Annotated in this window: 17 protein-coding genes; 8 read left to right on the forward strand and 9 right to left on the reverse strand. The window is 72.0% G+C overall.

Annotated elements, in window-relative coordinates; translation table 11 throughout:
* The first annotated feature begins 67 nt into the window (after positions 1-67).
* A complete protein-coding gene (locus ACSBPG_RS28460; RefSeq protein ID WP_435540625.1) occupies positions 68-1,843 on the forward strand; it encodes an SLC13 family permease in 1,776 nt (591 codons plus the stop codon).
* A gap of 49 nt (positions 1,844-1,892) precedes the next feature.
* Here the strand turns inward: ACSBPG_RS28460 and ACSBPG_RS28465 are convergent, their stop codons facing one another.
* Positions 1,893-3,818: a propionyl-CoA synthetase gene (locus ACSBPG_RS28465; protein ID WP_435540626.1), complete on the reverse strand. Its 1,926-nt coding sequence runs from the start codon at positions 3,816-3,818 to the stop codon at positions 1,893-1,895.
* A gap of 340 nt (positions 3,819-4,158) precedes the next feature.
* Here ACSBPG_RS28465 and ACSBPG_RS28470 point away from each other — a divergent pair, with 340 nt between their 5' ends.
* Positions 4,159-4,818, forward strand: coding sequence for a DedA family protein (locus ACSBPG_RS28470; protein ID WP_435540627.1), 660 nt, complete (start codon positions 4,159-4,161; stop codon positions 4,816-4,818).
* On the opposite strand, the gene ACSBPG_RS28475 is transcribed toward ACSBPG_RS28470, so the two are convergent.
* A complete protein-coding gene (locus ACSBPG_RS28475) occupies positions 4,787-5,440 on the reverse strand; it encodes a LysE family translocator (protein ID WP_435540628.1) in 654 nt (217 codons plus the stop codon). The genes ACSBPG_RS28470 and ACSBPG_RS28475 overlap by 32 nt on opposite strands.
* Before the next feature lie 594 nt (positions 5,441-6,034).
* On the opposite strand from ACSBPG_RS28475, the gene ACSBPG_RS28480 reads away from it, so the two are divergent.
* Complete coding sequence (locus tag ACSBPG_RS28480; protein ID WP_435540629.1) at positions 6,035-7,123, forward strand: porin; 1,089 nt, start codon at positions 6,035-6,037, stop codon at positions 7,121-7,123.
* Between the two features lie 51 nt (positions 7,124-7,174).
* On the opposite strand, the gene ACSBPG_RS28485 is transcribed toward ACSBPG_RS28480, so the two are convergent.
* Positions 7,175-7,357: a zinc-finger domain-containing protein gene (locus ACSBPG_RS28485; RefSeq protein WP_435540630.1), complete on the reverse strand. Its 183-nt coding sequence runs from the start codon at positions 7,355-7,357 to the stop codon at positions 7,175-7,177.
* A gap of 132 nt (positions 7,358-7,489) precedes the next feature.
* Here ACSBPG_RS28485 and ACSBPG_RS28490 point away from each other — a divergent pair, with 132 nt between their 5' ends.
* Both ACSBPG_RS28490 and ACSBPG_RS28495 read left to right on the forward strand, forming a co-directional pair.
* A complete protein-coding gene (locus ACSBPG_RS28490) occupies positions 7,490-8,500 on the forward strand; it encodes an ABC transporter ATP-binding protein (RefSeq protein ID WP_435540631.1) in 1,011 nt (336 codons plus the stop codon).
* Positions 8,493-9,500: a lysophospholipase gene (locus tag ACSBPG_RS28495; protein ID WP_435540632.1), complete on the forward strand. Its 1,008-nt coding sequence runs from the start codon at positions 8,493-8,495 to the stop codon at positions 9,498-9,500. Before ACSBPG_RS28490 ends, ACSBPG_RS28495 begins: the two co-directional genes overlap by 8 nt.
* A gap of 506 nt (positions 9,501-10,006) precedes the next feature.
* On the opposite strand, the gene torA is transcribed toward ACSBPG_RS28495, so the two are convergent.
* From torA to ACSBPG_RS28510, 3 genes are all read right to left on the reverse strand, one after another.
* Entirely contained in the window at positions 10,007-12,472 is a 2,466-nt protein-coding gene (gene torA, locus ACSBPG_RS28500; protein ID WP_435540633.1) for a trimethylamine-N-oxide reductase TorA, read from the reverse strand.
* Positions 12,473-12,516: 44 nt separating this feature from the next.
* Entirely contained in the window at positions 12,517-13,146 is a 630-nt protein-coding gene (locus tag ACSBPG_RS28505) for a TorD/DmsD family molecular chaperone (protein WP_435540634.1), read from the reverse strand.
* 139 nt (positions 13,147-13,285) lie between these two features.
* Entirely contained in the window at positions 13,286-13,792 is a 507-nt protein-coding gene (locus tag ACSBPG_RS28510) for a NapC/NirT family cytochrome c (protein ID WP_435540635.1), read from the reverse strand.
* A gap of 123 nt (positions 13,793-13,915) precedes the next feature.
* Between ACSBPG_RS28510 and ACSBPG_RS28515 the strand changes: the two genes are divergently transcribed.
* The gene (locus tag ACSBPG_RS28515; protein ID WP_435540636.1) at positions 13,916-14,644 is read left to right on the forward strand and encodes a response regulator; all 729 of its coding nucleotides are present in this window, start codon (positions 13,916-13,918) and stop codon (positions 14,642-14,644) included.
* Positions 14,645-14,659: 15 nt separating this feature from the next.
* Here ACSBPG_RS28515 and ACSBPG_RS28520 read toward each other — a convergent pair whose 3' ends face one another.
* Both ACSBPG_RS28520 and ACSBPG_RS28525 read right to left on the reverse strand, forming a co-directional pair.
* On the reverse strand, positions 14,660-17,410 hold the full coding sequence (locus ACSBPG_RS28520; RefSeq protein WP_435540637.1) for an ATP-binding protein: 2,751 nt from the start codon (positions 17,408-17,410) through the stop codon (positions 14,660-14,662).
* Positions 17,411-17,692: 282 nt separating this feature from the next.
* A complete protein-coding gene (locus ACSBPG_RS28525) occupies positions 17,693-21,991 on the reverse strand; it encodes a translocation/assembly module TamB domain-containing protein (RefSeq protein WP_435540638.1) in 4,299 nt (1,432 codons plus the stop codon).
* Positions 21,992-22,242: 251 nt separating this feature from the next.
* Between ACSBPG_RS28525 and ACSBPG_RS28530 the strand changes: the two genes are divergently transcribed.
* Together ACSBPG_RS28530 and ACSBPG_RS28535 are read left to right on the forward strand one after the other, a co-directional pair.
* The gene (locus ACSBPG_RS28530; RefSeq protein WP_435540639.1) at positions 22,243-23,247 is read left to right on the forward strand and encodes a cytochrome-c peroxidase; all 1,005 of its coding nucleotides are present in this window, start codon (positions 22,243-22,245) and stop codon (positions 23,245-23,247) included.
* A gap of 146 nt (positions 23,248-23,393) precedes the next feature.
* Positions 23,394-24,560 (forward strand): NapC/NirT family cytochrome c, encoded by a 1,167-nt coding sequence (locus ACSBPG_RS28535; RefSeq protein ID WP_435540640.1) that lies wholly within the window; start codon positions 23,394-23,396, stop codon positions 24,558-24,560.
* A 54-nt stretch (positions 24,561-24,614) separates the two neighbouring features.
* On the opposite strand, the gene ahpF is transcribed toward ACSBPG_RS28535, so the two are convergent.
* Positions 24,615-26,195, reverse strand: coding sequence for an alkyl hydroperoxide reductase subunit F (gene ahpF, locus ACSBPG_RS28540; protein ID WP_435540641.1), 1,581 nt, complete (start codon positions 26,193-26,195; stop codon positions 24,615-24,617).
* Positions 26,196-26,263: the final 68 nt, after the last annotated feature.

A 26,263-nucleotide genomic window follows, 5' to 3' on the forward strand; every position in this document is an offset into this window, starting at 1 on the left:
CGCGGCGCCCCGGCGCCTCCATGTCAGCGGGTCGCGCCGCTTCCCCAACCACCCGTGTGCGAGCTTCATGATAACAGACCAGGGCTTGGCCTTTGCCATCATCGGTGCCGTCGTGGTGCTGCTGGTGTGGGACCGTCTGCGCTACGACATCGTCGGCCTGCTGGCCCTGGTGACGGCGCTGGCCGTCGGCATCGTGCCCGAGGACCAGGCGTTCCGCGGCTTCTCGGACGAGATCGTCATCATCGTCGGCTCCGCCCTGGTGGTGAGCGCCGGGGTGGCGCGGTCGGGCGTGGTGGAGGCGGCGATGAAGCCGCTCAGCGCCCGCATGCGCACGCCGGCCTCGCAGGTGGTGGTGCTGGCCGGCACGGTGACGGTGCTGTCGGCCGTCGTCAAGAACGTCGGCGCGCTCGCCATGCTGATGCCGGTGGCGGTGCAGATCGCCGCCCGCACCGGCACGCCGGTGTCGGCGCTCCTGATGCCGATGGCCTTCGGGTCGCTGCTCGGCGGGCTGATCACCTTGGTCGGCACCTCGCCCAACATCATCGTCTCGCGCATGCGCGAGGACATCCTCGGCGAGCCGTTCCGGATGTTCGACTTCACGCCCGTCGGGGTCGCCCTGGCACTGACCGGGGTCGCGTTCCTGGCGCTCGGCTGGCGCCTGCTGCCGCTGCGCCGCACCCAGGCCAGCCAGGCCGCCTTCTCGGTCGACGACTTCACGGCGGAGGCGCGCCTGCCCGCCGGCTCCCCGTTCGTCGGCCGCACCGTCGCCGAGCTGGAGGACCGCGGCGACGGTGACGTCACCGTGGCGGCGATCCTGCGCGAGCAGCGGCGGCGCTACGTGCCCTCCGGCAACTGGGTGCTGTTCGAGGGCGACGTGCTGGTCCTCGAATGCGACACCCAGGCGCTCGCCCGCATCGTCGAGGCGGCCGGCCTCGAGCTGGCCGAGGGCAAGACGCTGGACGGCGTGGTCGGCAACGACGAGCTCACCGTGGTCGAGGCGGTGGTCACCCAGGGATCGCTGCTGATCGGCCACACCGCGGAGGAGCTGTTCCTGCGCAGCCGCTACGAGGTGATCCTGCTGGCCCTGTCGCGGCGTGGCCGGCCGATCCGCCAGCGGCTGCGGCGCGTGCGTTTCCAGTTCGGCGACCTCGTGGTGTTTCAGGGCCGCGCCGCGGGCGTGCACGAGACCCTGGCGACCCTGGGCTGCCTGCCGCTGGCCGAGCGCGACCTGCCGATCGGCCGGCCGAGCAAGCGCGGCTTCGCCGTCGCCATCGTCGCCGTCACGGTCGGACTGGTGGCGACGGGGCTGGTGCACGTCGCCCCCGCCTTCTTCGCCGCCGCGGTCGCCATGGTGCTGTTCGGCGTGCTGACGCCCAAGGAGGCCTACGACGCCGTGGACTGGCCCATCCTGGTGCTGTTCGGCGCCCTGATCCCGGTGTCCGGGGCGCTGAAGGCGACCGGCGGCACCGACCTGATCGCCGAGTGGCTGTCGGTCGCCGCGGCCTCGCTGCCGCCCGTCGGGGCACTGGCGCTGATGATGGTGGCGGCGATGGCGGTGACGCCGTTCCTCAACAACGCCGCGACGGTGCTGGTGATGGCGCCGATCGGCGCCAGCCTGGCCGCCCACCTCGGCCTGCGGCCCGATGCCTTCCTGATGGCGGTGGCGGTGGGTGCCGGCTGCGATTTCCTCACCCCCATCGGCCACCAGTGCAACACGCTGGTCATGGGCCCCGGCGGCTACCGTTTCGCCGACTATTCCCGCCTCGGCCTGCCGCTGTCGCTGCTGGTGGTGGTGGTCGGCACCCTGGCGATCGCCCTGGTGTGGCCGCTGGCGCCGGGATGAGGGGGGCGGATCGGGAGAGCCCTCCTCCCCCGATCCGCCGCCCGGCCGGTCAGGCCACTTCCTTGTGCCCCCTGGCGTAGCCCAGGGACTTCAGCGCCTCGGCGATCTCCGGCAGGATGCCGGGGTCGTCGATGGTCGCCGGCATCTTGTACTCCTGGTCGTCGGCGATCTTCTGCATGGTGCCGCGCAGGATCTTGCCCGAGCGGGTCTTGGGCAGGCGGTCGACGACGAGGGCGCGCTTGAAGTCGGCGACCGGGCCGATCTGCTCGCGCACCAGCGCCACCACCTCCTTGACGATCTGGTCGTGGGGCCGGCTGACGCCCGCCTTGAGGCAGAGGAATCCCAGCGGCACCTGGCCCTTGAGCGGGTCGGCGACGCCGATGACCGCGCATTCCGCGACGTCGGGGTGGGAGGCCAGGACCTCCTCCATGCCGCCGGTGGAGAGGCGGTGGCCGGCGACGTTGATGATGTCGTCGGTGCGGGCCATGATGTAGACGTAGCCGTCGTCGTCGACGAAGCCGGCGTCGCCGGTCTGGTAATAGCCGGGATACTCGGTCAGGTACGACTTCCTGTAGCGCTCGTCGGCGTTCCACAGCGTCGGCAGGGTGCCCGGCGGCAACGGCAGCTTGACGCAGATGGCGCCGATGTCGCCGCGCGGCACCTCCTTGTTCTCGGCGTTGAGGATGCGCACGTCCCAGCCCGGCATCGGCCGGGTGGCGGAGCCGTACTTGACGGGGAAGAGGTGGACGCCGAGCGGGTTGCCGGAGATCGCCCAGCCCGTCTCGGTCTGCCACCAGTGGTCGATTACCGGGACGTTCAGATTGTCCTCGGCCCAGTGCAGGGTGTCGGGGTCCGACCGCTCGCCGGCCAGGAACAGGGCGCGCAGGCACGACAGGTCGTACCTCTTCAGCAGCACGGCGTCCGGGTCCTCGCGCTTGATGGCGCGGAACGCCGTCGGCGCGGTGAACAGGGTGGACACCTTGTGCTGCTGGATGACGCGCCAGAAGGTGCCGGCGTCGGGGGTGCCGACCGGCTTGCCCTCGAAGACGATGGTGGTGTTGCCGTTGAGCAGCGGCGCGTAGACGATGTAGGAGTGGCCGACCACCCAGCCGACGTCGGAGGCGGCCCAGTAGATCTCGCCCGGGGCGACGCCGTAGATGTTCTTCATCGTCCACGCCAGCGCCACGGCGTGGCCGCCGTTGTCGCGGACGACGCCCTTGGGCTGGCCGGTGGTGCCGGAGGTGTAGAGGATGTAGAGGGGATCGGTTGCCTCCACCGGCACGCAGTCCGCCGGCTGGGCGGCCGCCACCGCCTCGTGCCAGTCGACGTCGCGGCCGGCGACCAGGACCGCCTGCTCCTGCGGGCGCTGGAAGACGATGCAGCGCTCCGGCTTGTGGGTGGACTGGTCGATCGCCGCGTCCAGCATCGGCTTGTACTTGACGACCCGGTTGGGCTCGATGCCGCAGGACGCCGAGACGATCACCCGCGGCTTGGCGTCGTCGATGCGGGTCGCCAGCTCGTGCGGCGCGAAGCCGCCGAACACCACCGAATGCACGGCGCCGAGGCGGGCGCACGCCAGCATCGCCACCAGCGACTGCGGGATCATCGGCATGTAGAGGATGACCCGGTCGCCCTTCTCGACGCCGAGGCGGCGCAAGGCGCCGGCGAACAGCGCGACCTGGTCCTTCAGCTCGGCGTAGGTGATGGTCTGGACCGTGCCGGTGACCGGGCTGTCGTAGATGATGGCCGCCTGGCCGCCGCGGCCGGCCTCGACGTGGCGGTCGACGGCGTTGTAGCAGGTGTTGAGGACGCCGCCGCGGAACCAGCGGTAGAAGGGCGGGTTGCCGTCGTCCAGGACCGTGTCCCAGCGCTTGATCCAGCTGATCGCTTCCGCTGCCTCGCCCCAGAATCCTGCGGGGTCGGCGAGCGAACGGGCGTGCATGGCGTCGAACGTGGCGGCTGACGTCTCAGTCATCGGGGCGTCCTCGGATTATAAGTTTTGTGCGGATTTCTCCGTGCCTCACGCAACGATCTGTCGCATGGCGGCCTTCTAATCTGCGACATTCCGTGTCGCCAATGCAAACGGCAAACCGGATGGTGCGGCAGGTCGTCGCAGGCCGTTCGGCGGCACCGTGCGCCGGCCCGCGGCGGCTCCGTCATCGACGCGCCGTGCTCGTTCCGGCGTCGGCCCCGGCTCCGTCGGAGGGGGCGGAGGCCGCCCGTGCCGGGCGGCCGGGAACCGGCGGCGCACCGGCGGCGTTGCCATGGGACCGGAGCCGTATGGGCTCCCCGTTCCTTGCCGCCCGAGGAGGTTCATGACCGACTGGTTGGTGCAGGTGCTGCACTCGATGCACTACGTCGGCATCTTCCTGCTGCTCGTGCTCGCCCGCGTCGTGCCGCCGGTCCCGGCGGAGAGCGTCATCCCCCTGGCCGGCTTGGCGGCCGCCACCGGCGAATACAGCCTGATCGGCATCGCGCTGGCCGGCGGTCTGGGCTCGCTGGCCGGGCAGCTCGTCTGGTACGCGCCGGCCCGCTTCGCCCGGCCCGAACGGCTGGAGCGCTTCCTCAAGCGGCACGGCCACTGGCTGACCATCCGCAAGGACAAGGTCGACCGCGCCACCCGCTGGTTCCAGCGCTACGGCGGCGTCGCCGTGTTCTTCTGCCAGCCCGTACCCGGTCTGCGCACCCTGATCTCGATCCCCGCCGGGGCCTGCCGCATGCCGGTGTGGCACTACAGCCTGGCCTCGGCCAGCGGCTCCATCCTGTGGACGCTGGTGCTGGCGTGGGCCGGCTACATGCTGTCGACCTGGCCGGGCATCGTCGACTGGGTCGGCTACGTCACCGTCGGCCTGGTGGTGGTGCTGGTCGGCGCCTATCTCGCCCGGCTGGCGCACTTCTTCTGGACCCGCCGGGGCGGCGAGGACGACGGGCCGCGCGAGGTGATCAGCCCATCCCCGCGGCGACGATGCCCGTGAAGCCGGTGGTGAGGGCCCACAGGCCGAAGCCGGCCAGCGCCAGTCCGGTGCAGTGGTTGAGCAGGGTCAGCCGCTCGTCGGAGATGCGGTGGCGCAGCGCCGCCACCCCGCAGGACAGGGCCAGCCACCATCCGCCGGAGCCGATGAAGACGCCCAGCACCATGGTGGCGGCGTCGAAGTTGCCGAGATCGGCGCCCAGGCCGAAGCCGGCGAAGATGGCGATGAAGGCGAGGATGGTGGCCGGGTTGGTCAGCGTCAGCGACAGGCCGGTGAGGAAGCCGCCGATGGCGGTGCGGCTGTCCGGGGCGGCGGCGGCCTCGCGCTCCTCCGCCTGCGGCTGCTGACGGAAGGTGCGCACGGCGACGGCCAGCAGGAAGACGCCGCCGATGATGCGGAAGAACACCTGGTGCCCGGTCAGGAAGTTGAGCGCCGCCGAGACGCCGAAGGCGGCGATGCCGCCGTAGAAGGTGTCGGCGACGGCCGCCCCCATGCCGGTGGCGAAGCCCATGAGCGGGCCGTGCTCGAGCGTCCGGCGGATGCACAGGAGCCCGATCGGTCCGACGGGCGCGGCGATGGCGATGCCCAGTATCACGCCCTGCAGCAGCACCACCACTTCATGCACGTCCGTCCGTCCTCCGCTGCGGGTTTCCAACACCTGGCATCCGGCCGCGCGACACGGCGGAACGGCCCGGTGCCGACGGCACGCCGGAGGGCCGGGTGCGTGATATCCCCGGCACGCCGGCAAGTCAACCGGACATGGCCGGGGACGGCGGCCGGACTCGGCGCCGGCGGCGCCGGCGAACGCCTCGGGCCGAGCCGAGCGGCGCCACGGGCGCGCGTGTTCGGCGCCGAGCTTGCCCGATCCGCGAGCGTCGCCGCCGGAAGGCGCCCCGGCTGCGGGCGAAGGGCGGGGGACTTCCCGTTGCCGTTCCATGAATTGTTCGTGTCGCCGCGGAGTCCATGCCGCCCCACCCGCTCCATCGCCCCGCGCTCCGGCTGTCCGATCCGCTCCCATCCATTGGAACACAAGGGTAAACGGCGACGGCCGTGGTCCCCGGGGCGATGGTGCGGGCGGAGCGGTCCATAAGGATTGCCCCTTCGGGGCGAAACGTCGCGGGCGTCCGCCGGCTATAGTTGCGCCGCCCGTCCGCTGGCCGCCGAGGTGACGGCGGCCGGTCCCGACGTCGTCCCTTTGCAGCCAATCCCGAGGTGCGTGATGAGACACCGGATCGCGACCGGCGCCGCGGCGCTGCTCACCGCGGCGGCAAGCCCGGCGCTGGCGGAAACGACCGTCAAGCTCGGCGGGTACGTCCAGTTCCAGGCCGGCCATTTCGCCTACGACGATCGCGACGGGGAGAACGACGCCGAGTTCCGCAACGAGGTCGAGATTCACGTGCGCGCCGACGGCAAGGCGGACAACGGGCTGGAATACGGCGTGAAGATCGAACTGGAAACCGGCGGGACCGTGATCGACGGCGACGGCCGGACGATCCGCACCGACGAGGCCAACATCTATCTCGCCGGTGCCTGGGGCCGTGTCGAACTCGGCGACGACGACGGGGCGGCCGAGGTCCTGGTCGTCCGCGCCCCGACCCCGTCGGCGACCATCACCGACATGACCGACGACTGGGGGCTTCCGGTCGAGCTCGACGAGTTCTTCGGGGTGCCCGACAGCAGCGATTCCACCAAGGTCACCTATCTCAGCCCGGACCTGTACGGCTTCAAGGCGGGCGTGAGCTTCGCTCCCGAAACCAACGAAGGCGATGCGGTGTACCTGACGGCGCCGCGCGACCGCTATGGCGACTGGGTCGAAGGCGGCGTGCGCTACGAAACCGCGTTCGGCGACGTCACCGTCGCGGCGACGGCGACCGTCAGCGCGGCGCAGGCCGACGGGAACGAACTGGACGATTTCGTCGCCTGGCAGACCGGCGTCGAGATCGCCTACGCCGGCCTGACCGTCGGCGGCGGCTACGTCTCGTTCGGCGACTTCACCGGGAGCTTCACCCTGTCGCGCGCCTCGCTCGACACCCTGGACGGCGAGGGCGACGACGGCTGGAACCTCGGCGCCATGTACGAAGCCGGCGACGTGGAATTCGCCGTCACCTATGCCGAAGTGTCCTTCGACGCTCCCCCGGCCGCCGGCAACGGCGACTTCGACTTCACCGCCCTGACGGTCGAGGCCGGCTACGCCCTGGCGCCCGGCCTCTCCATCCATGGCGGCTACGTTCGCTTCCGCACGGATGCCGGGCAGCGCGGCACGTTCGACGACGACCTGTTCCTGGTCGGCACGCGCCTGACGTTCTGAGCGGCGTCCGGGCGGCGCGGATCGGCGGCGGCGCCCGCCGCCACCCCGGCGTCAGTGCCCGTGCGTGCCGGTCTTGGCGCCCTGCTTGAGGACGTAGCGGCGCGAGCAGTAGGGGCAGTCGACCCGGCCTTCCTGGCCCAGCGGCAGATAGACCAGCGGGTGGCCGAGCGCGCCGCCGCCGCCGTCGCAGCCGACCTCGGCCGTTTCCACCTCGATGGTTTCGATGGGCTGCATCGCCATCATCCTTCCTTTTGACACACACGCCCAATAGACGCACCGTTAGGATCGGTGGCGGGGCCGCGGGATGATACCCGACGCGCCGCGCCGATCAACGGGATTGAACCGGGAAAGCCCTCTTTCGACGCCATGGTTGCACACAGCCCCACACCATCGCCCGTTTCCCTGCCGGCGCACGCCGTGGAGATCCGGGGCCTCGTCAAGACCTACCAGGCCGCCGGCCGGTCCGGCCCGAAGCACGCCCTGAAGGGGATCGACCTGGCGATCCCGCGCGGTTCCCTGTTCGGCCTGCTCGGGCCCAACGGCGCCGGCAAGTCGACGCTGATCAACATCCTCGCCGGCCTGGTCAACAAGACCGAGGGCCGGGTCGCCATCTGGGGCACCGACGTCGACGCCAACCCGCGCCAGGCGCGGGCGTCGATCGGCGTCGTGCCGCAGGAGCTCAACATCGATCCCTTCTTCACCCCGCGCGAGATGCTGGAGTTGCAGGCCGGCCTCTACGGTGTGCCCAAGGCGGAGCGCCGGACCGACGATCTCCTGGCGGCGGTCGGCCTGGCGGACAAGGCCAACGCCTACGCCCGCACCCTCTCGGGCGGCATGAAGCGGCGGCTGATGGTCGCCAAGGCGATGGTGCACACCCCGCCGGTGCTGGTGCTGGACGAGCCGACCGCCGGCGTCGACATCGAGCTGCGCCGCCTGCTGTGGGAGCACGTGCGCGCCCTGAACCGCGCCGGCACCACCGTGCTGCTGACCACCCACTACCTCCAGGAGGCGGAGGAGCTGTGCGACACCATCGCCATCATCGACCACGGCTCGGTGGTGGCGTGCGAGCCGACCCGCACCCTGCTGCGGCGCATCGACGCCAAGGCCCTGACGGTGTTCGTCGACCGCGACCTGGACGCGGTGCCGGCGGAGCTGGCGGGGTTCACCACCGAGCTGCCGGAGCCGCGCCGGCTGGTGGTGCGCTACCAGCCGAGCCGGCAGCGGGTCGACGCGATCCTCGCTGGCGTCGCCAAGGCCGGCCTCTCGGTCATCGACCTGACCACGGAGGAGTCCGACCTGGAGGACATCTTCCTCCAGCTCACCAGCGGCACCCACGAGCCGGCGGCGCGCCGGGAGGAGGGGCACCCCGGTGCCTGAGCGCATTCCGACGATCCGCCGGCTGGCCGCCGTGCTCGTTCTGGGGCTCCTGCTGACAGGCTGCGCCGCCCGCCTCCAGCCCATGGGGCCGGCGCTGGCCGATCCGCAGCTCGCCGACGGCGCGATCGTCGCCGCCGACGGCTATACGCTGCCGACCCGGTCCTGGCTGCCGGAGACCGGCAGGCCGCGGGCGGTGGTGCTGGCGCTGCACGGCTTCAACGACTACTCCAACGCCTTCGCCGACACTGGGCGGGCCTTCGCGGCCAACGGCATCGCCACCTACGCCTACGACCAGCGCGGCTTCGGCGCCACCCGCGACCCCGGCATCTGGCCGGGCGTCGAGACGCTGGTCGCCGACCTGCGGACCGCCACCGCGGTGGTGCGGTCGCGCCATCCCGGCGTCCCCTTCTACCTGCTGGGCGAGAGCATGGGTGGGGCGGTGGTGCTGACGGCGCTCGACCGCGCCGACGCGCTGCCGGTGGACGGCGCCATCCTGGTGGCCCCGGCGGTGTGGGGGAAGGAGGTCATGGGCTTCTTCCCGCGCGCCGCCCTGTGGCTCACCAGCACGCTGGTTCCCGGCCTGACGGTGAGCGCGCCGAAGGAGCTGGACATCCAGCCGTCCGACAACATCGAGATGCTGCGGGCCCTGGGGCGCGACCCGCTGGTCATCAAGGCGTCGCGTATCGACACCCTGAACGGCCTCACCGATCTGATGGGCCGCGGCCTGGAGGCCACCGGGCGCCTGCGGGTGCCCGCCCTGGTGCTCTACGGCGCCCACGAGGAAGTGCTGCCGCCGCGGCCGGTCAAGCGGGCCATCGCCGAGCTGGAGGCGTCCGGCCATCACCGCATCGCCGTCTACCCCGACGGCTACCACATGCTGCTGCGCGACCTGCAGGGGCCGGTGGTGCAGGCCGACATCATCCAGTGGATCGAGCATCCGGACCTGCCGCTGGCCAGCGGCGCCGACCGGGCGCCGCGCACGCTGGTCGCGGAGAAGTGAGGGGGCGCCCCGGCGGCGGCAGGTCACAGGCGCCGGGGCTTTTAGGAAAATCGGCGTATTCTTCCGGCAACAGCTGTGCCCGACGGCGTCCGCTACCCCGAATTCGCAAAAATGGGTCCGCGTCGGGCGGCGTATAAAAGCAGCAGCGAGCACCGGAAAAGGATGACGGAAATGCCTGTTCCGAAGCAGGACCCCGTCTTTTGCGCTCTGTGCGGCCAGCAGATCGTGCCAGGGAAGCCGCGCTGGGCGGGAGAAGAACCCGTTCTGTCCTGGCATTATTCTTGTGCCGAACTGTCGGGGAAGACGTCGCAACTGCGACGGCGCGACGCCGAAGGGCGCCCGGTGCTGGTGCCGCTGTGATGACGATGGGCGGCGGGCGCGGGGACGGAGTCGCAAGACCGTTGCCCCCGCACCCCTGATCCGGGGCATGCCCGCACGGCAATCGTCCTCTCCCGACCCGGGAGAGGACGATTCCGCCGCCTGCGGAGAGGCTGCGGGCGGCCGGTTCAGGCGTTGGCGGGCGTGTCGAACACGGTGACCGCCGGCGGCTGCCCCTTGAACAGCTCGACCTCGGCCAGGCAGGTGTGGGCCGACGTCGCCTGCCCGAGTTTGGACGTCGGGATGTCCGGCGTCAGCACGTTGGGATCCCCGTACTTGCACAGCGTGCCCGGCTTGCCGCCCTCGGCCGGGTCGTACCAGGCGCCTTCCTGCAGCTCGATGACGCCGGGGCGGATGTCGTCGGTGAGGACGGCGCCGGCGAGGCACTGGCCGCGGCCGTTGAACACCCGCACGATGTCGCCCGAGGCGATGCCGCGGGCGGCGGCGTCGGCGGGGTTGATGCGGCACGGCTCGCGCCCGCCGACGGCGTAGAGCTCGCGCACCGTGGTGCCGTTGAGCTGCGAGTGCAGCCGGTACTGCGGGTGACTGGAGTTGACGTGCAGCGGGTACTTCCGGTCCGCCTGGCCCAGCCACTCGCTGGGTTCGAACCAGGTGGGGTGCGGCGGGCAGTCATCGTAGCCCATCTTCTCGATGGCCTTGCAATGGATCTCGATGAGGCCCGTCGCCGTCGGCAGCGCGTTGAGCAGGGGATCGGCGCGGAAATCGGCGTATTTGGTGCGGCGCAGGGCGACTTCCGGGATCTCGAACTCGACGATGCCGGCCTTGTTCCAGAAGGTGTCGAAGTCGGGCATCGGGATCTTCTTGGCCGCCGCCTGCTTCAGCGCGTCCTCGTAGACCTCGCGGACGCGGTCCATCGACGACTTGCCTTCCGAGAACTCGGGCTCGACGCCGAGGCGCTTGGCCAGCTCGATGAAGATGTCGTAGTCGTCGCGGGCCTCGAACACCGGGTCGATCAGCCGCTTCATGGCGACGAACGCCTTGCGGGCCACCACGCCGACCCGCTCGATGTCGTCGCGCTCCACGCTGGTGGTCGCCGGCAGCACGATGTCGGCGTGGCGGGCGGTCGCCGTCCACTGGAAATCCTGGACGACGAAGGTCTCGATCCGCCGCCACGCCTCCAGCATGCGGTTGCGGTCCTGGTGGTGGTGGAACGGGTTGCCGCCGGCCCAGTAGCACAGCTTGATGTCGGGATAGACGAAGGTGCCGCCGTTGTGCTGGTAGGTGGTGCCGGGATGCAGCAGCATGTCGACGACGCGCGCGCAGGGGATGCTGGTGGTCCCCTTCTCCGCCGGCCAGGGCTTGATCTCCTTGCGCTTGCCGATCTGCAGCGAGCCGCCGAGGCCGGGCGCGTTGGCGGTCGGGGTGCCGGCGTTGTCCAGGTGGTAGCGTTGGCAGAAGCCGCCGCCGGGCAGGCCGATCTGGCCGACCATCGCCGCCAGGGTGACGAAGGCCCAGGGGAATTGCTCGCCGTACTGCTGGCGCTGCGGCGTCCAGCCGCTGACCAGCATGCTGCGCCCCTTGGTCAGCCGCCGCGCCAGGTCGCGGATGGTGTCGGCCGGCAGCTCGCACAGCGCCGCCGCCCACTCCGCCGTCTTCGGCGTGCCGTCCGTCTCGCCCCTGAGGTAGGCGGCGAAGACCGGGAAGCCGGTGGTGTGGGAGTCGAGGAACTCCTTGTCGTGCAGGTCCTCGACCAGCAGCGTGTGCGCCATGCCGAGCGCCAGGGCGACGTCGGAATGCGGCCGCACCGGCAGCCACTCCGCGTCGAGGAGCTTGCAGCCCTCGGTGCGCACGGGATCGATGAAGACGGCCTTCTTGCCGGCCTTCCTCATCGCCTCGAACCAGCCGTACTCGCCATGGTCCGGGATGGCCGCGGAGATCTGGTTGTCCTTCAGCGGATCGGACGCCCAGAAGACGATCAGGTCGGTGTTGTCGAGAATGGTCTGGTGGCTGGTCTGTGGCCCCTCGGCATCGATCGAGCCGAGAACGTAGGGCATGATCGCTTCGATGCCGGCCTTGGAATAGTTGCTCGACGACACCACGCTGCCGCCGGTCAGGTTCATCAGCCGCTTCAGCATCGTCTGCGGGTTGCCGACGCGGCCGATGGGGCCCCAGCCGTAGGAGCCGGTGTAGATCCCCCACGGACCGACATCGGTCTGCACCCGCTTGATCTCGCCGGCGACGAGGTCGAGCGCCTTCTCCCAGCTCACGCGGACGAAGTCGCCGGCGCCGCGCGTCTCCGGCGCTGCCCCCGGACCCTTCTCGAGCCAGGCGCGCCGCACCATCGGGTAACGGATGCGCGTCGGCGAATAGACCACGTCCCAGGCGCCGGTGAGCTGCGGCGACGGGTGCGGGTCCTTCTCCCACGGCCGCAGCCCGACGAAGCGGCCTTTCTCGATCTTTGCCCAGAAGGCGCCCCAGTGCGACGCCTGGAGATACTCGCCGTCCGGCAGCGCCGCGGCCTGCGCCTGGGACAGGCCGAACGGCAGCCCCGAGATGGCGCCGAGCGCGGCGACCGCCGACGTCGCCTGCAGGAAGCGCCGTCGCGACACGCGCAGTGTGTCGAGTTCCGTCATGATGTGTCTTCCTTGTTGTCGAAGCCCTCGTCGAGGGCGGACGCTCAGGCGGCGAGAACCCGTTCGCCGTCGTCGAGCACGGTCGCCAGCACGGCGGCCAGCGAGGCGTAGAAGCCGGAGGAGTCGAACCGGGCGCAGGCCCGGGCGAAGGCCGGGACCCATTCGGCGAGGCGGCCGCGCAGGGTGGCGACCGCGGGGTCCGTTCCGGCGTCGGCGATGCTGGCGCCGAGACGCAGGAGTTGCGCCAGCAGCGACAGTTCCATGGCGATGTGGTCGGGCGGCTCCACGAACCCGTCGGCCGGTCGCAGGCCGTAGGCGGCGAGCATTCCTGCCAGGGCCTCCGCCGGCTCCTGGAACAGCCGTCCGGTGCCGCGGAAGGCGGATTCGAACGGCGGCGCTCCGGCGGCGCCGCCGATGCCGAGGAAGAGCTGGCAGTAGCTGCGGTTGAGAAGAACCGTCGCCGCCTCGTCGCTCGGCTCGGCCCGCACCACGTCGAGCGCGCGCTGGAGGGCGTCGGCGCAGCGCCGGTCGCCGGCGAGCGCTGCCAGCGGGCCGAAGGCGCCGCCGCGGCGCAGGGTGCGGACGTCGTCCGCGTCGAGCGGTGCACCGAAATAGCCGGCGAGCTCGCTGCAGACGTCGGCGAGGGTGGCGGCCGGGAGAGGTCGGATGGACATGGTCGATGCCTCCGTGGGAATGGTGCCGTGGCGGGAGAGGGAGCGGCGGCTCAGGACCGGCCGGCCGTGTCCTTGGCGTGGCGCTGGAGATGGGCTTCGAGGAAGCGCAGCTCTTCCTGGCCGAGGCCGGTGTCGTTCTTCATGTCGTTGAGGATGCCGGTCCACTGGTTGGCCAGGTAATGGGTCGGCTCCGGCAGGCCGTGGCAGGCCCCGCAGGAGGTGCCGTACAGCTCGCTCGGCTGTAGTTGGCCTTCATGCGCGCCCACTCGTGCTTGGCCAGCTCGAGGCGCTTGGCCTCGAACCGCTCCGGCGTCGCGATCGTGCCCATCGCCTTGTGATAGAGCTCGTTGGTCGCCTGGATCTTGCGCAGGACCTTCGGGCCCCATTCCCGCGGAACGTGGCAGTCGGGGCAGCCGGCCCGCACCCCCGAAGGATTCTGGAAGTGTACGGAGGATTTGTATTCCTGATACACGGTGTCGCGCATCTCGTGACAGGAGATGCAGAACTCGACATTATTGGTGATTTCCAGCGCGGTGTTGAAACCACCCCAGAAGAGAATGCCGAGAACGAGTCCCACCACGCCGACCAGGCCGGTCGCAGCCGGCCGCTTCAGGAACCGGAAGACGACGGCGAGTGGATGGATCATACCTGCCCCCAATAACCACCATGATCTTGTGGTCTTGGCGGAGGCTACGGCCGGACTGTAAAGACACGGCGGTGCGATCGTGAACGCACCGTGCGGAATTGTGAACGGAGTGTGACGGGAACGATGCTGAGCGCCGCCACGGTCAGACCGCAGGACCTGCAGATCGCCATCGTCGACGACGAGCCGGTCATCCTGGAGACCCTGACCGCCTACTTCAAGGACGCGGGATTCAAGGTCTTCAGCGCCGAGAGCGCGGAGGGGCTGCGTCGCCTGCTGGCCCACAACACGGTCGACCTCGTGCTGCTCGACATCCGCCTGCCCGACGAGAACGGCCTCTCGCTGATGCGCGACATTCGGGCGCACTCCGAGATCCCGGTCATCCTCGTCACCTCCAAGGCGGAGGAAACCGACCGCGTGGTCGGACTGGAGCTGGGGGCCGACGACTACGTCACCAAGCCGTTCTCGCCGCGCGAACTGCTGGCCCGGGTGCAGACCGTGCTGCGGCGCACGCTGCCCCGGCCCGAGACGGAGAAGGCCCGCGGCGTGCGCCGGTTCGCCGGCTGGATCTTGAGCGTGGAGGATCGGCGGCTGTCGTCGCCGACCGGCGAGACGGTTCGCCTGACCCACGCCGAATACGATCTGCTGGCCGCCCTGGTCCTCCACCCCGGCCGGATCATGAGCCGCAACGACCTGATCGACGCCGTCGGCGACCGCGAGTGGAATCCCAACGACCGCACCATCGACGTGCTGATCAGCCGTCTGCGGCGCAAGATCGAAGCCGATCCCGGCAAGCCCCGGCTGATCGTCACCGAATACGGCCTCGGCTACGTCTTCGCCGAGCGCGTGACCTGACACGGCGGCGGGGCCTCAGAGCGCGGCCGCCTCCAGCGCCGCGAACTCCCGTTCGGCACGCTCGAACAGCGCGTCCAATTCGCGGTCGACCGCCGGTTCCAGGTCCCGGGCCAGCGCGTGCAGGACGGCGCGATCGGCGGTCGCGGCCTCCCGTTCGATGTCGGCCGCCACGGCGGCGATCGCCTCGGCGCCGACGTGGCGGGCGCCGCCCTTCATCCGGTGCGCGAGCGCGACCGCCTCGGCGCGGTCCGCCGCCTCCAGCGCGCGCCGCAGCGCCTGCGCCATGCCCGGCGTCTCGGAGAGGTACAGCGCCACCAGCTTGCGCGCGCCGTCGACACTGAGGTCGCGCGCCTGCTCGGACAGGACCGCCAGCCTGCGGGGAACGGGGGCGCTCGGCGGTGCCAGCCCGATCGCCGCGGCCAGCGCCCGCTCCAGGTCGCTGCGACGGTAGGGCTTGCCGACGACGCCGTCGAATCCCGGGTCGCCGCCGGGCAGGTGGCGGGCGGACGCGAGGTTTGCGGTCAGTGCGACGATCGGCACCATGGCCCGCGTCTCGTGGCCGCACGCGCGGATGCGCCGCGTCGCTTCCACGCCGTCGACGCCGGGCATCGAAAGGTCCATGAGGACGACGTCGAAGTCCGCGGCGCAGGCGCGCTCGACCGCCACCCGTCCGTCGCCCGCCACGTCGACCCGGTGGCCCGCCCGTTCCAGCAGGGTGCGGGCGACCATCGCGTTGACCGGGTTGTCCTCGGCGACCAGCACGGCCAGGGGCGGCAGCGTGGGGGCGGCGGCCTCGTCGTCCAGCGCGGCGGAACGCCCGTCTCCGGTCGTGAACGGCAGCCGGACGGTGAACACGGTGCCCCCCTCGGCGGGGCATTCCAGGGCGATCTCGCCACCCAGCAGGTCGACCAGGCCCTTGCAGATGGCGAGGCCGAGACCGGAGCCGCCGAAGCGGCGGGCGATGCTGCCGTCGGCCTGGGTGAAGGGGCGGAACAGGTCGCCGCGCGCGGACTCGGCGATGCCGATCCCGGTGTCCGCCACCACGAAGCGCACCCAGGCACCGGCCCCGCCGGCCGGCCGGGGATCGCCGCGGACGCTCAGGGTGACCCGGCCGGTCCGGGTGAACTTCACCGCGTTGCCCAGCAGGTTGAGCAGAATTTGGCCGAGCTTGCCGGGATCGCCGACCAAGCGGTCGGGGAGGGCGGCGTCGATCGTGCGCCGGAACTCCAGCCCCTTGGCGGCTACCGATGGCGCGATGGTCGCCTCGACGATGGCGATGCGGTCGGCCAGCGAGAAGGCGACCCGCTCCACCGGGGCGCGGCCGCTCTCGATCCGGGTGTAGTCGAGGATGTCGTCGACGATCTCCCGCAGCAGCCGTCCCGACTGTTCCAGCGCCTTCAGCCAGCGCTGCTGTTCCTCGGTCACCGGGCTCGACTCGAGGAGCTGGACCGTGCCCAGGATGCCGTTCAGCGGCGTGCGCAGCTCGTGGCTCATCGTCGCCAGGAACTCGGACTTGGCCCGGCTCGCCCGGCCGGCGTGCTCCACCAGCTCGTCGCGCATCTCGTCGATGCGCTTGCGCAGGCGCACGCTTTCGAGGGCACGGCGGCGCAGGGTCTCCAGGGCGTCGGCGATGGCGCCGGGCTCGTCGTGCCAGGGCGAGGCGGCGACCGGCGTCTCGTGGTCGCCCTGGCCGATCCGCGCGACCGCGGCCCGCAGCGAGTCCAGCGGCCGCGACAGGCGCAGCCGGACGAAGCGGACCGCGACGACACCGAACAGCAGGGCGAGCGCCAGGACGGCGGTGGCGCCGGCGCCGGCGACCAGGGCGCCGGCCCGCCGCTCCTCGGCGCGCTCGACGGCCTCGTCGAGCGCGCGGAAGCCGATGGCGAGGATCGAATCGTAGGCCGACATGCAGTTCTGCGACCAGCCGGCCGCATCGTAGGCCGGCGCACCGGAGCCCGACAGGCCGTCGAGGACGCGGTCCATGACCGCCTGCGTCGCCGCCGTCCGGCGCCGTCCCGCCTCGACCAGGCGGCGCAGGGCGGACGTCTCCGGCAGGTGCGCGGCGATGCGGTCGAGCTGGTTCCAGAGCTCCCGGTAGGCGCCGATGTCCTCGTGCCAGGTCCGCCGCTCCGCCGTCGTCAGCGGGAGGTCGTTCTGCACCTGCCGGCGGAAGCCGGAGCACTGGCGCGAGTAGCGGTCGCGGATGGCGTAGGACAGCTCGCGCACGGCCACCAGGTCGGCCAGGGCGGAATCGACCGCGCACAGGCGCGTGCCGACGGCGCGGCCGACCGCCGACAGGGCGTCGGCCGCGCCGTAGATCGCCTGCCGCCACGGTTCGATGCGGACGACGTCGCGGGCTCCCGGCGGGCGTCGGGATTCCGCGCGAACGGCGGTCTCGCTGGCCTCCAGCCGCCGGACCGCAGTGTCGAGCGCGGCGGCGAGCGCGTCGCGGTCGGCGAGCGCGGAGTCGCGGAGCAGGACGAGGACGTGGCGGGTCTTCCCGGCGACGGTCGCCAGCGCGCCGGCGACCGTCGCCGACGGCTCGGCCTCGCTCAGCAGCGCCACGCCGACCGTGCCGATCTCGGCACGGATGCCGGTCACCGCGTCGAACACCGAGCGGTCGAGCCCGGCGAGGTCGACGATGCGCCGCGAGTCCAGATGGCTGCGCCAGGCGGCGGTCGCGTAGGCGAGGGCGGCGGCGACGATCACCGCCACCGCGATCCACAGGAACACCCGTACGGCGCGCGCGACGGACGTCGGGAACATGTGGACCGTTCCGGCAGGCATGAGTGGCATCCGGCCTGGTCTCCAGGCGCCGGGAACGACGGGCGCGGCAGCGGCGCCGTCTTCGCCTCACGACGGTAGGCCGAGCGGGCCCGCCTCTTCAAGGAAGGCGGCCGGCGCCGGCCTGCGGCATTTGGTGCCGCGGTCGGCCACGCCGCCCCCGCGCACCGTTCGCCGCGCCGATGCGTTCGGGCGGTGGCCCGGCCGGCGGCGGAGCAGACCCGGTCGCGCCGGGCCGGCGGCGTTCCCGGCGATGGCGCGGCGTCAGTAGTTCCACTCGAAGGTGACGCCGACCTGCGTGTCGGCGTTGGCGCCGACGCCGGCCTCGGCCTTGATGTTGTCGGTGACGTCCACCTCCACGCGGGCGCGGCTCTGGGCGGGGCCGATGCCCTGCTCGATGCCGACGTAGACGCGGTCGCTGACGTAGCGTCCGGCCTCGACGCCGCCGGGGCTGCCGTTGGTCCCCTGGACGAACTCCAGCCGGTCGATGCCGAGCCCCTCGCGCAGCCGATCGACGAAGCCGGCGCCGCCGCCGACTCCGGCGAGGTCCGCCGCCGACCGGGCGATCTGCACCGCCTCGAAGGCGCTCAGGCGGTTCAGCGGCTTGCCGAACAGGACGCGGGCCAGCACCTCGTCCTGGGGCAGACCCTGGGGCGACGACAGCTCGATCTGCGGCCGGCTGGCGCGGCCGGACACCTGGATCTCGGCGGTCACGTCGTTGGCGGTCGCCTGCGCCACCAGGTCGAGGCCGGGATCGACCGGCCAATTGCCGTCGAAGGCGATGATGCCGCGCTGGAATCCGAAGGTCTGCCCCAGCACGTCGAGGTCGCCGCGCACCATGACGAGGCGCCCGTCGACCGCCGGCCGGTCGGCGGTGCCGCCGATCCTCAGGTCGCCGGAGAACTGGGCGTCCAGGCCGCGCCCGCGCACGAAGATCTGGTTGCGCGCCGCCACCGTCATGTCGAGGGCCAAGGTGAAGGCGGCGTTGTCCGCCGCCGGCGCCGTGGCGGCCTCCGGCTGGCCGGGCTTGCGCTCCGGCACCGGCGCCCGCCGCCCGCGCCCGACCTCGACGACGTCGAGGTCGACGACCTCCGGCGGCGAACTGTCGGGAATGCGGACGTTGGCACGGACGATGCGGATCGGGCCGGCCAGCACGGAGCGGTCCAGGGTGCCGGTCAGCGTCAGGTCGGCGTCGAAGGCGGCGCTCACGAGGTCGGTCTGCAGCAGGGCCGCGTCGTTCAGGGTGACCGTGAGGTCGAACACCTGGTCGGCCGCCGGCGCCACGGTGCCGGCGACGCGGAAGCCGCCGCCGCCCGGCGTCCGGCCGCCGAGGCTCTCGATCCGGAAGACGTCGCCCGAACCGACGATCCGGCCGTCGATCCCGGTCAGCACCGCGCCCGACGCGCGGTTCTCGTAGCGCGCGTCGGCGATCGTGACGGTGCCGCCGACCGCCGGGTCGTCCAACGTTCCCCCCACCGTGACGTTCAGCCCGATGCGGCCGGCCATGCGGTCGCCGGTGGTCGCCAGCAGGTCGTTGAACTGGGCGAGTTGGACGTTGCCGGTCACCGCCGCATCCACCCGGCTGCCCGGCGGCACCGCCGGCACCATGGTCTGCGGGTCCATCACCAGCGGGACCGAGCCCCGCAGGGCGAGGGCGTCGGACCGGCCGTGGGGCTGCACCGTCCCGGAAACGGTCAGGCGCGCGTCGCGCCAGTTCGCCTGGACGCTGGCGTCGAGTCCGGCGATCCCGGCCTCCTCGATCTGCCGGGCGCGCACGCCGTCCAGGCGGAGGCGGGCGTCGACCCGCGGCGCCGCCAGGGTGCCGCCGAGATCGGCGCTGGCGTTCAAGGTTCCTTCGACCGGCAGGTCGGGGGCGGCGAGCCGGGCCAGCGCCAGCGGGATGCGGTCGAGGCGGACCGATCCGTTCAGCCGGCCCTCGACGAGACCGGCGTCGGCGGCGAGCCGGGCGTTGCCGCTGACCAGCCGCAGGTCCGCCACGACGTAGCGCTCGGTCCCGATCTCCAGACGGGCCGGTCCGGCCAGGCGCACGCTCTCGCCGTGGGCGCTGGCGCGCAGCCGGTCGAGACGGACCGTGGTGACGGCGCCCGCCGCTTCCAAGGTGCCGGCGAGCTCCGCGTTCAGACCGTCCGGCCCCGGCGCCTCCGCCTTCGCCTGGAAGGCGGCGCGGGTCGGGTCGCCGTCGGCGCTGGCGGTGAGGCGGGTCACCGCGGTGCCGGCGAGCGTGCCGTCGTCGAGGCGCACCTGCGCCTTGCCGGACGGCGCGGTCAGCGCCCGCTGCACCTGCGCCGAGACGGTGAGGCGGCGGGCCGCCAGCAGGTCCTCGCCCGGCTGCGCCACCCGCAGTCCGGCGGCGCGGGCCTCCAGGGTCGCCGCCTGCTCGCCGCCGCTGCCGTCGAGCGCCACGGTGAAGGAGGCGTCGCCCTGCAGGTCCATGCCGGCCAGTTCCGACAAGGCCCGCAGCTCGGGCAGCGCGCCGTTCAGCCTGCCCGTCGCGGTCAGGGTGTCGAGGGCGACCGTCGCCTCGCCGCTCACCCGGTTGCGGCCGCCGGCGACCGCCAGGTCCGACAGGCGCAGGGCGTTGCCGTCGAGCGCGTAGGCCGTCTGCAGCCGCAGCCCGAGCCCGGCCAGTTGCGCCTGCGCCTCGACGCGGCCGTTCGGCCGCCGGGCCAGATCGCCGGCGGTGGCGGTCAGCGTGGTGTCGCCGAAGCGGCGTCCGGCCGCCTCCAGCCCGCGCGCGTCGACCGCCGCGCGGGCCTGCAGGGCGTCGAGGGGGCCGGAGGCGGTGGCCTCCACGGTGGCGGCGCCCTGCATCGGCGTGCCGACCGCGTCGCCGACGGCCGCCAGCCGCGGCAGCGCGACCCGTGCCGCCGCATCGAGCCGGCCGTCCGCCAGGGTGGCCTCGGCGCTGAGTTTGGCCTCGGCGCCGTCCACCGTCAGCCGCTCCAGACGGACCGCGCCGTCGGCGCCGAGGCCGGCGGTCACGGCGACGCCGACCGCGTCGCCCAGCAGCGGGTCGGCCGGCGTGCCGGTCCGGAGATCGCGGACGGAGCCGGTCAGCTCGGCCCGCACGGCGTTGCCGGACGCCACGGTGAGGGGCCCCCGCAGCTCGGCGGCGCCGGACAGCGGCTGGCCGGCGAGCGCCGACAGACGGGCGAGATCGGGCAGCGCGAGGCCGAGCACGGCGTCGACGGTCTCGCCCCAGTTGCCGACGGTGCCGTCCAGGGTGGCCGTGCCGGCGCCCGCCGTGATCACGGCGCGCGTCAGCTCGATGCGGCCGGTGCCGGTGTGCACGGTGGCGTCGGCGCTCGCCTCCAGCCGGTCGCCGATCGCCGGGGCGAGCGCGGGGTCGCCGGCGTCGAGGCCGGTGAGCCGGGCCTGGAGGGTGGCGGCGAGCGCCGTCAGGGGGCCTTCGGCGCGGCCGGTCAATGTGGCGGTGTCCCAGGTCGGGGTGGCGACCATGCCGTGAAGGGCCGATTGCGGTCCGGCGGTGATCTCGTAGTCCAGGGCGACCCGTTCGAACTGCGGGCCGATGGTCCCGGACAGGGTGGCGGTGCCGGCGGCCAGCGTGGCGGTGACCGGCTGCAGGGTGAGCGCGCCGTCCGCGCCGACCAGGACCTCGGCGTGCACCCGCGGCTCCCCGCCCACCAGCGGCGCCATGTCGGGGCCGGCGTAGGCGGCGACCAGCGGGGCGAGGTTCCCGCCGGCGTCCAGGGCGAGGCGATGGCCGCCGTTCTCGGCGCGGATGGTCGCCTCGGCGTTCAGCAGCAGGTCGGCGGCGGCGGCGACGAGCGTTCCCCGCCAGTCCGCCAGGGTGCCGCTGCCGTCGACGCGCACCTCCACCGGCGGCAGGCCCGGCAGCCCGGCCGCCCGGGCGATGACGCCGCCGGCCGGTTCCGACACCTGGAGGCCGAGGTCGAGGGTCTGGTCCTCCGGCCGGAAGGCGACGTCCAGGCTGGCTTGGCCGGGCTTGTCGTCGATGCGCTCGACGTCCAGGTCGGCCGACACCGCCGATCCGCCGGAGCTCAGCACGATGTCCCGGCCGGCGATCCTGAGGACCGCGGCCTCGCCCAGCAGCGGCGCGCCCAGCCGCAGCTCGTCCACCGCCAGCCGGTCGACCTGCACGCCGATGGGCAGGTCGGGAAGCAGGGACGCCGGACCGCCCGGCTCCTCCTCCGGCGGCGGCGCGGCGGCGGACGCCGCCGGGGCGCGCTCGACCACCACGCGCGCCGCCTCGATCGCGTCGGCGCCGAGCCGGCCGGAGAACAGGGCCGACGGGGCGAGGTTGAGGTGCAGCCCTTCCAGGCGCAGCCACTCCCCGTCGCGGTCGGCGACCGACACCGTCGAGACCCGGAAGTTGAAGGGCACGAAGCCGCTGATCTCGCCGATGCGGACCTGCAGGTCGGGGCCGGAGACGAGCTTCTCGATGGTGCCGGCGATCCAGCCGCGGACGCCGCTGCGCGACCCGTCGTCCTGCGCCATCGCCGCCGCCGTGAGGAGCACCAGGCCGGCCGTCGCCGGAAGCACGCTGCGCAAGGCCTTCAAAACGCGGATCCCCTTTGCCGGACAAGCGGATGGTCCAGGGAATATAGAGGTTCGTTCCGCCGCCGCCACCGTCGCGGTGCCGGAGCGTCGGTGGCGGTGGCGACCGGCCGGACCGCCTTGACGGCGGTCATCCCGGCCTGGGGCAAATTGACGCGCGGCATCCAGCCGGGCGCGAAGGCCGGTTCCGATATCTAAACTCCCAACGATATCAGCGCGGTTCCCACTAACTTAGAACCCTTAGGGAGCAGGACATGTCCAAGCGTCATGCGCTTTCGGTAGCGGCCATGCTGGCCGTCGTGGTCGGTGGAGCGGGGGGTGCCACCGCCGCGATGGACGAGCCGATCCAGCCGATCGAGCCGGCGAAGGTCGCGAACCCGAGCCTCGTGGAACTGGGTAAGAAGCTTTACTTCGACCCGCGGCTGTCGAAGTCCGGATTCATCTCCTGCAACTCCTGCCACAACCTGTCGATGGGCGGTTCCGACAACCTGAAGACGTCGATCGGCCACAACTGGACGCAGGGTCCGATCAACGCGCCGACGGTGCTCAACGCCAGCCTCAACGTTGCCCAGTTCTGGGACGGCCGGGCCATGACCCTGCAGGACCAGGCGGGCGGGCCGATCGCCAACCCCGGCGAAATGGCCTTCACCCACGCCCTGGCCGTCACGCTGCTCTCCTCGATCCCCGGCTACGTCAACGAGTTCAAGACGGTGTTCGGCCAGGAGCAGATCACCATCGAGGAGGTGACGCGGGCGATCGCCGCCTTCGAGGAGACCCTGGTCACGCCCAACTCGCGCTTCGACAAGTGGCTCAAGGGCGACAAGACGGCCCTGACCAACGACGAGCTGGAGGGTTACGAGCTGTTCCGCGATTCCGGCTGCACCGCCTGCCACAACGGGGCGGCCGCCGGCGGCAACACGTTCCAGAAGATGGGCGTGATGGAGCCCTACCAGACCACCAACCCGGCCGAAGGCCGCGTCGCCGTGACCAAGGAGGAGGCGGACCGCTTCAACTTCAAGGTGCCGACGCTGCGCAACGTCGAGCTGACCTACCCGTACTTCCACGACGGCCAGGCGACGACCCTGACGCAGGCGGTGGACGTCATGGGCCGTATCCAGCTCGGCCGGAAGTTCTCCGACTCCGAGAACGCCAAGATCGTCGCGTTCCTCCACACGCTGACCGGCGACCAGCCGAGCTTCGCGCTGCCGATCCTGCCGCCGTCGACCGACAAGACCCCGCTGCCGAAGCCGTTCGACTGATCGGATGAGGCAGGGGATCGCGTTCGCGACGCAGCGTCCCGGATGAGAGGGGGCCGGACGGCAGGCACGCCGTCCGGCCCCCGCGCGTCTCGGCTGCCGGTGCCGCGTCGGGCGGCCGCCGGTGCAACGATCGGGAGCGATCGGTCATGGTTCTGGCTTGGGTTCGGTCGCGCTGGCGGAGCACGCTCGCGCTGGTGGGCGTCGCCGGCGTCGCCGTGGGCGTGGTCGGCTGGGGCGCCTTCAACACCGCGATGGAGGCGACGAACAGCCTCGACTTCTGCATCTCGTGCCATGAGATGCGCGACACCGTCTATCAGGAATACCAGAAGAGCGTGCACTTCCAGAACGCCTCCGGCGTGCGCGCGGTCTGTGCCGACTGCCACGTGCCGCGGGACTGGACGCACAAGCTCGTCCGCAAGGTGTACGCGACCAAGGAGCTCTATCACTGGCTGGTCGGCACCATCGACACGCCGGAGAAGTTCGAGGCCAAGCGCCACGAGCTGGCGCGCCACGAATGGGACCGCATGCGCGCTTCCGACAGCCGGGAGTGCCGCAACTGCCACTCCTTCGCGGCGATGGACTTCCACAAGCAGTCGGCCAAGGCGGCCTCGACCATGCCGGACGCGATGAAGGCGGGGAAGACCTGCATCGACTGCCACAAGGGCATCGCCCATAAGTTTCCCGACATCGACGCGGGGCACCGGCGGATCTTCGCCGACCTGCTCGCGGCGGCGAAGACGCGCACGCCGGCGCCCGGCGCCACGGCGTACGCGCTCACCGGCCTCGATCTCCTGGAGGCGGCGGGGGCGGCGGGGGCGGCGGGGGCGCCGCCGCAGGGGGAGATCGCCGCGGCCACGCCGGTCAAGGTGCTGGCGGCCGAGGGCGGCTTCCTGCGGGTGGAGATCACGGGCTGGCAGCGCGGCGGCTCGGGCGACACGCTGTACGCCCGCCTGGGCCGGCGCATCCCGCGCGCCCGGCTCGAGGCGGCGGCCGTCGCCCGGCTCGAGCCGTTGCGCACGGTGGCCGACGCCGACACCGGCCGGGACTGGACCGAGGTGCGCCTGGTCGCCTGGACCCGCGCCGACGGCTACGCCGCCGACCGCGACGCCCTGTGGGATTACGCCGCGACGATCTATGACGCCAACTGCACCCTGTGCCACACGCCCTACGCGCCGGACGCCTACACCGCCGATGCCTGGATCGGCAACCTCAACGCCATGAAGCGCCTGACCCGCCTCGACCGCGAGGAGACGGGTCTGCTGCAGGTCTGGCTGCAGAGCAACGCCAAGGATACGGGCGCCGAGGCGCCATGAAGGAACGGCCCGGCGTTGCCGCCGGGCCGCTGTTCGTCCGGTGCCGGCCCGCCGTCAGGCGGCCACCGACTCGTTGGCCGGGACCATGCGGATCAGGTGGTCGAAGGCGGACAGCGCCGCCTTGGCGCCCTCGCCCATGGCGATGACGATCTGCTTGTAGGGCACCGTGGTGGCGTCGCCGGCGGCGAACACGCCGGGCACCGAGGTCTGGCCGCGGGCGTCCACCTCGATCTCGCCGCGCGGCGACAGCGCCAGCGTGCCCTTCAGCCACTCGGTGTTGGGCACCAGGCCGATCTGCACGAAGATGCCTTCCAGGTCGATCCGCTTGAGGTCGCCGCTCGCCCGGTCCTTGTAGGTGAGGCCGGTGACCTTGTCGCCGTCGCCGTGCACCTCGGTGGTCTGCGCCGAGACGATCACGGTGACGTTGGGCAGGCTGCGCAGCTTGCGCTGCAGCACGGCGTCGGCGCGGAGCTGGCTGTCGAACTCGATCAGGGTGACGTGGGCGACGATGCCGGCCAGGTCGATGGCCGCCTCGACGCCCGAGTTGCCGCCGCCGATCACCGCCGTGCGCTTGCCCTTGAAGAGCGGGCCGTCGCAGTGCGGGCAGTAGGCCACGCCCTTGTTGCGGTACTCGTTCTCGCCGGGGACGTTCATCTGCCGCCAGCGCGCACCGGTGGAGAGGATCACCGTCTTCGACGTGAGCGAGGCGCCGTTGGCCAGCCTGACCTCGATGAGCCCGCCCGGCGCCTTGGCCGGCACCAGCGCCTCGGCGCGCTGCAGGTTCATGATGTCGACCTCGTAGTCCTTGACGTGCTGCTCCAGGGCGGCCGCCAGCTTCGGGCCCTCGGTGTGCGGCACCGAGATGAAGTTCTCGATCGCCATGGTGTCGAGGACCTGGCCGCCGAACCGCTCGGCGGCGATGCCGGTGCGGATGCCTTTGCGGGCGGCGTAGATCGCCGCCGCGGCGCCGGCCGGGCCGCCGCCGATCACCAGCACGTCGAAGGCCTCCTTGCCCTTGATGGCCTCGGCGGCGCGCGCCTCGGCGCCGGTGTCGAGCTTGGCGAGGATCTGCTCCAGGCCCATGCGGCCCTGGGCGAACGGCTCGCCGTTGAGGTAGACCGACGGCACGGCCATCACCTTGCGCGCCTCGACCTCGTCCTTGAACAGGGCGCCGTCGATGGCGACGTGCTTGATCCGCGGGTTGAGCACGCTGAGCAGGTTCAGCGCCTGCACCACGTCGGGGCAGTTCTGGCACGACAGCGAGAAGTAGGTCTCGAACCGGAAGTCGCCGTCGAGCGCCTTGACCTGTTCGATCACCTCGGCCGACTCCTTGGGCGGGTGGCCGCCGACCTGGAGCAGGGCGAGGATCAGGGAATTGAATTCGTGCCCCATGGGCAGCCCGGCGAACCGCACGCCGATCCCGGTGCCGGCGCGGTTGATCGCGAAGGACGGCTTGCGGGGATCGTCGTCGCGGCGGACCAGGGTGATCCTGTCCGACAGCGCCGCGATCTCCTGCAGCAGCGTCAGCATCTCCTGCGACTTGGCGCCATCGTCCAGGCTGGCGACAAGCTCGACCGGCTGCGTGATGCGCTCGAAATAGGCCTTGAGCTGGCCCTTTACAGTGTCATCCAACATGGCGATGGGTCCCCCAGGCAGGTCTTCTCGATGAGCCGGTCCCACGCCGGCAGACCCGCGCGGCAGAC

The sequence above is a fragment of the Azospirillum sp. ST 5-10 genome, from assembly GCF_051225715.1.
Taxonomy (GTDB): Bacteria; Pseudomonadota; Alphaproteobacteria; order Azospirillales; family Azospirillaceae; genus Azospirillum.

Excerpts from the sequence above, each read along its gene's own strand:
- ACSBPG_RS28460 (WP_435540625.1), top strand. The coding sequence starts at position 68 with ATGATAACAGACCAGGGCTTGGCCTTTGCCATCATCGGTGCCGTCGTG.
- ACSBPG_RS28465 (WP_435540626.1), bottom strand. The coding sequence starts at position 3,818 with ATGACTGAGACGTCAGCCGCCACGTTCGACGCCATGCACGCCCGTTCG.
- ACSBPG_RS28470 (WP_435540627.1), top strand. The coding sequence starts at position 4,159 with ATGACCGACTGGTTGGTGCAGGTGCTGCACTCGATGCACTACGTCGGC.
- ACSBPG_RS28480 (WP_435540629.1), top strand. The coding sequence starts at position 6,035 with ATGAGACACCGGATCGCGACCGGCGCCGCGGCGCTGCTCACCGCGGCG.
- ACSBPG_RS28485 (WP_435540630.1), bottom strand. The coding sequence starts at position 7,357 with ATGCAGCCCATCGAAACCATCGAGGTGGAAACGGCCGAGGTCGGCTGC.
- ACSBPG_RS28490 (WP_435540631.1), top strand. The coding sequence starts at position 7,490 with ATGGTTGCACACAGCCCCACACCATCGCCCGTTTCCCTGCCGGCGCAC.
- torA (WP_435540633.1), bottom strand. The coding sequence starts at position 12,472 with ATGACGGAACTCGACACACTGCGCGTGTCGCGACGGCGCTTCCTGCAG.
- ACSBPG_RS28505 (WP_435540634.1), bottom strand. The coding sequence starts at position 13,146 with ATGTCCATCCGACCTCTCCCGGCCGCCACCCTCGCCGACGTCTGCAGC.
- ACSBPG_RS28510 (WP_435540635.1), bottom strand. The coding sequence starts at position 13,792 with ATGATCCATCCACTCGCCGTCGTCTTCCGGTTCCTGAAGCGGCCGGCT.
- ACSBPG_RS28515 (WP_435540636.1), top strand. The coding sequence starts at position 13,916 with ATGCTGAGCGCCGCCACGGTCAGACCGCAGGACCTGCAGATCGCCATC.
- ACSBPG_RS28520 (WP_435540637.1), bottom strand. The coding sequence starts at position 17,410 with ATGTTCCCGACGTCCGTCGCGCGCGCCGTACGGGTGTTCCTGTGGATC.
- ACSBPG_RS28530 (WP_435540639.1), top strand. The coding sequence starts at position 22,243 with ATGTCCAAGCGTCATGCGCTTTCGGTAGCGGCCATGCTGGCCGTCGTG.
- ACSBPG_RS28535 (WP_435540640.1), top strand. The coding sequence starts at position 23,394 with ATGGTTCTGGCTTGGGTTCGGTCGCGCTGGCGGAGCACGCTCGCGCTG.
- ahpF (WP_435540641.1), bottom strand. The coding sequence starts at position 26,195 with ATGTTGGATGACACTGTAAAGGGCCAGCTCAAGGCCTATTTCGAGCGC.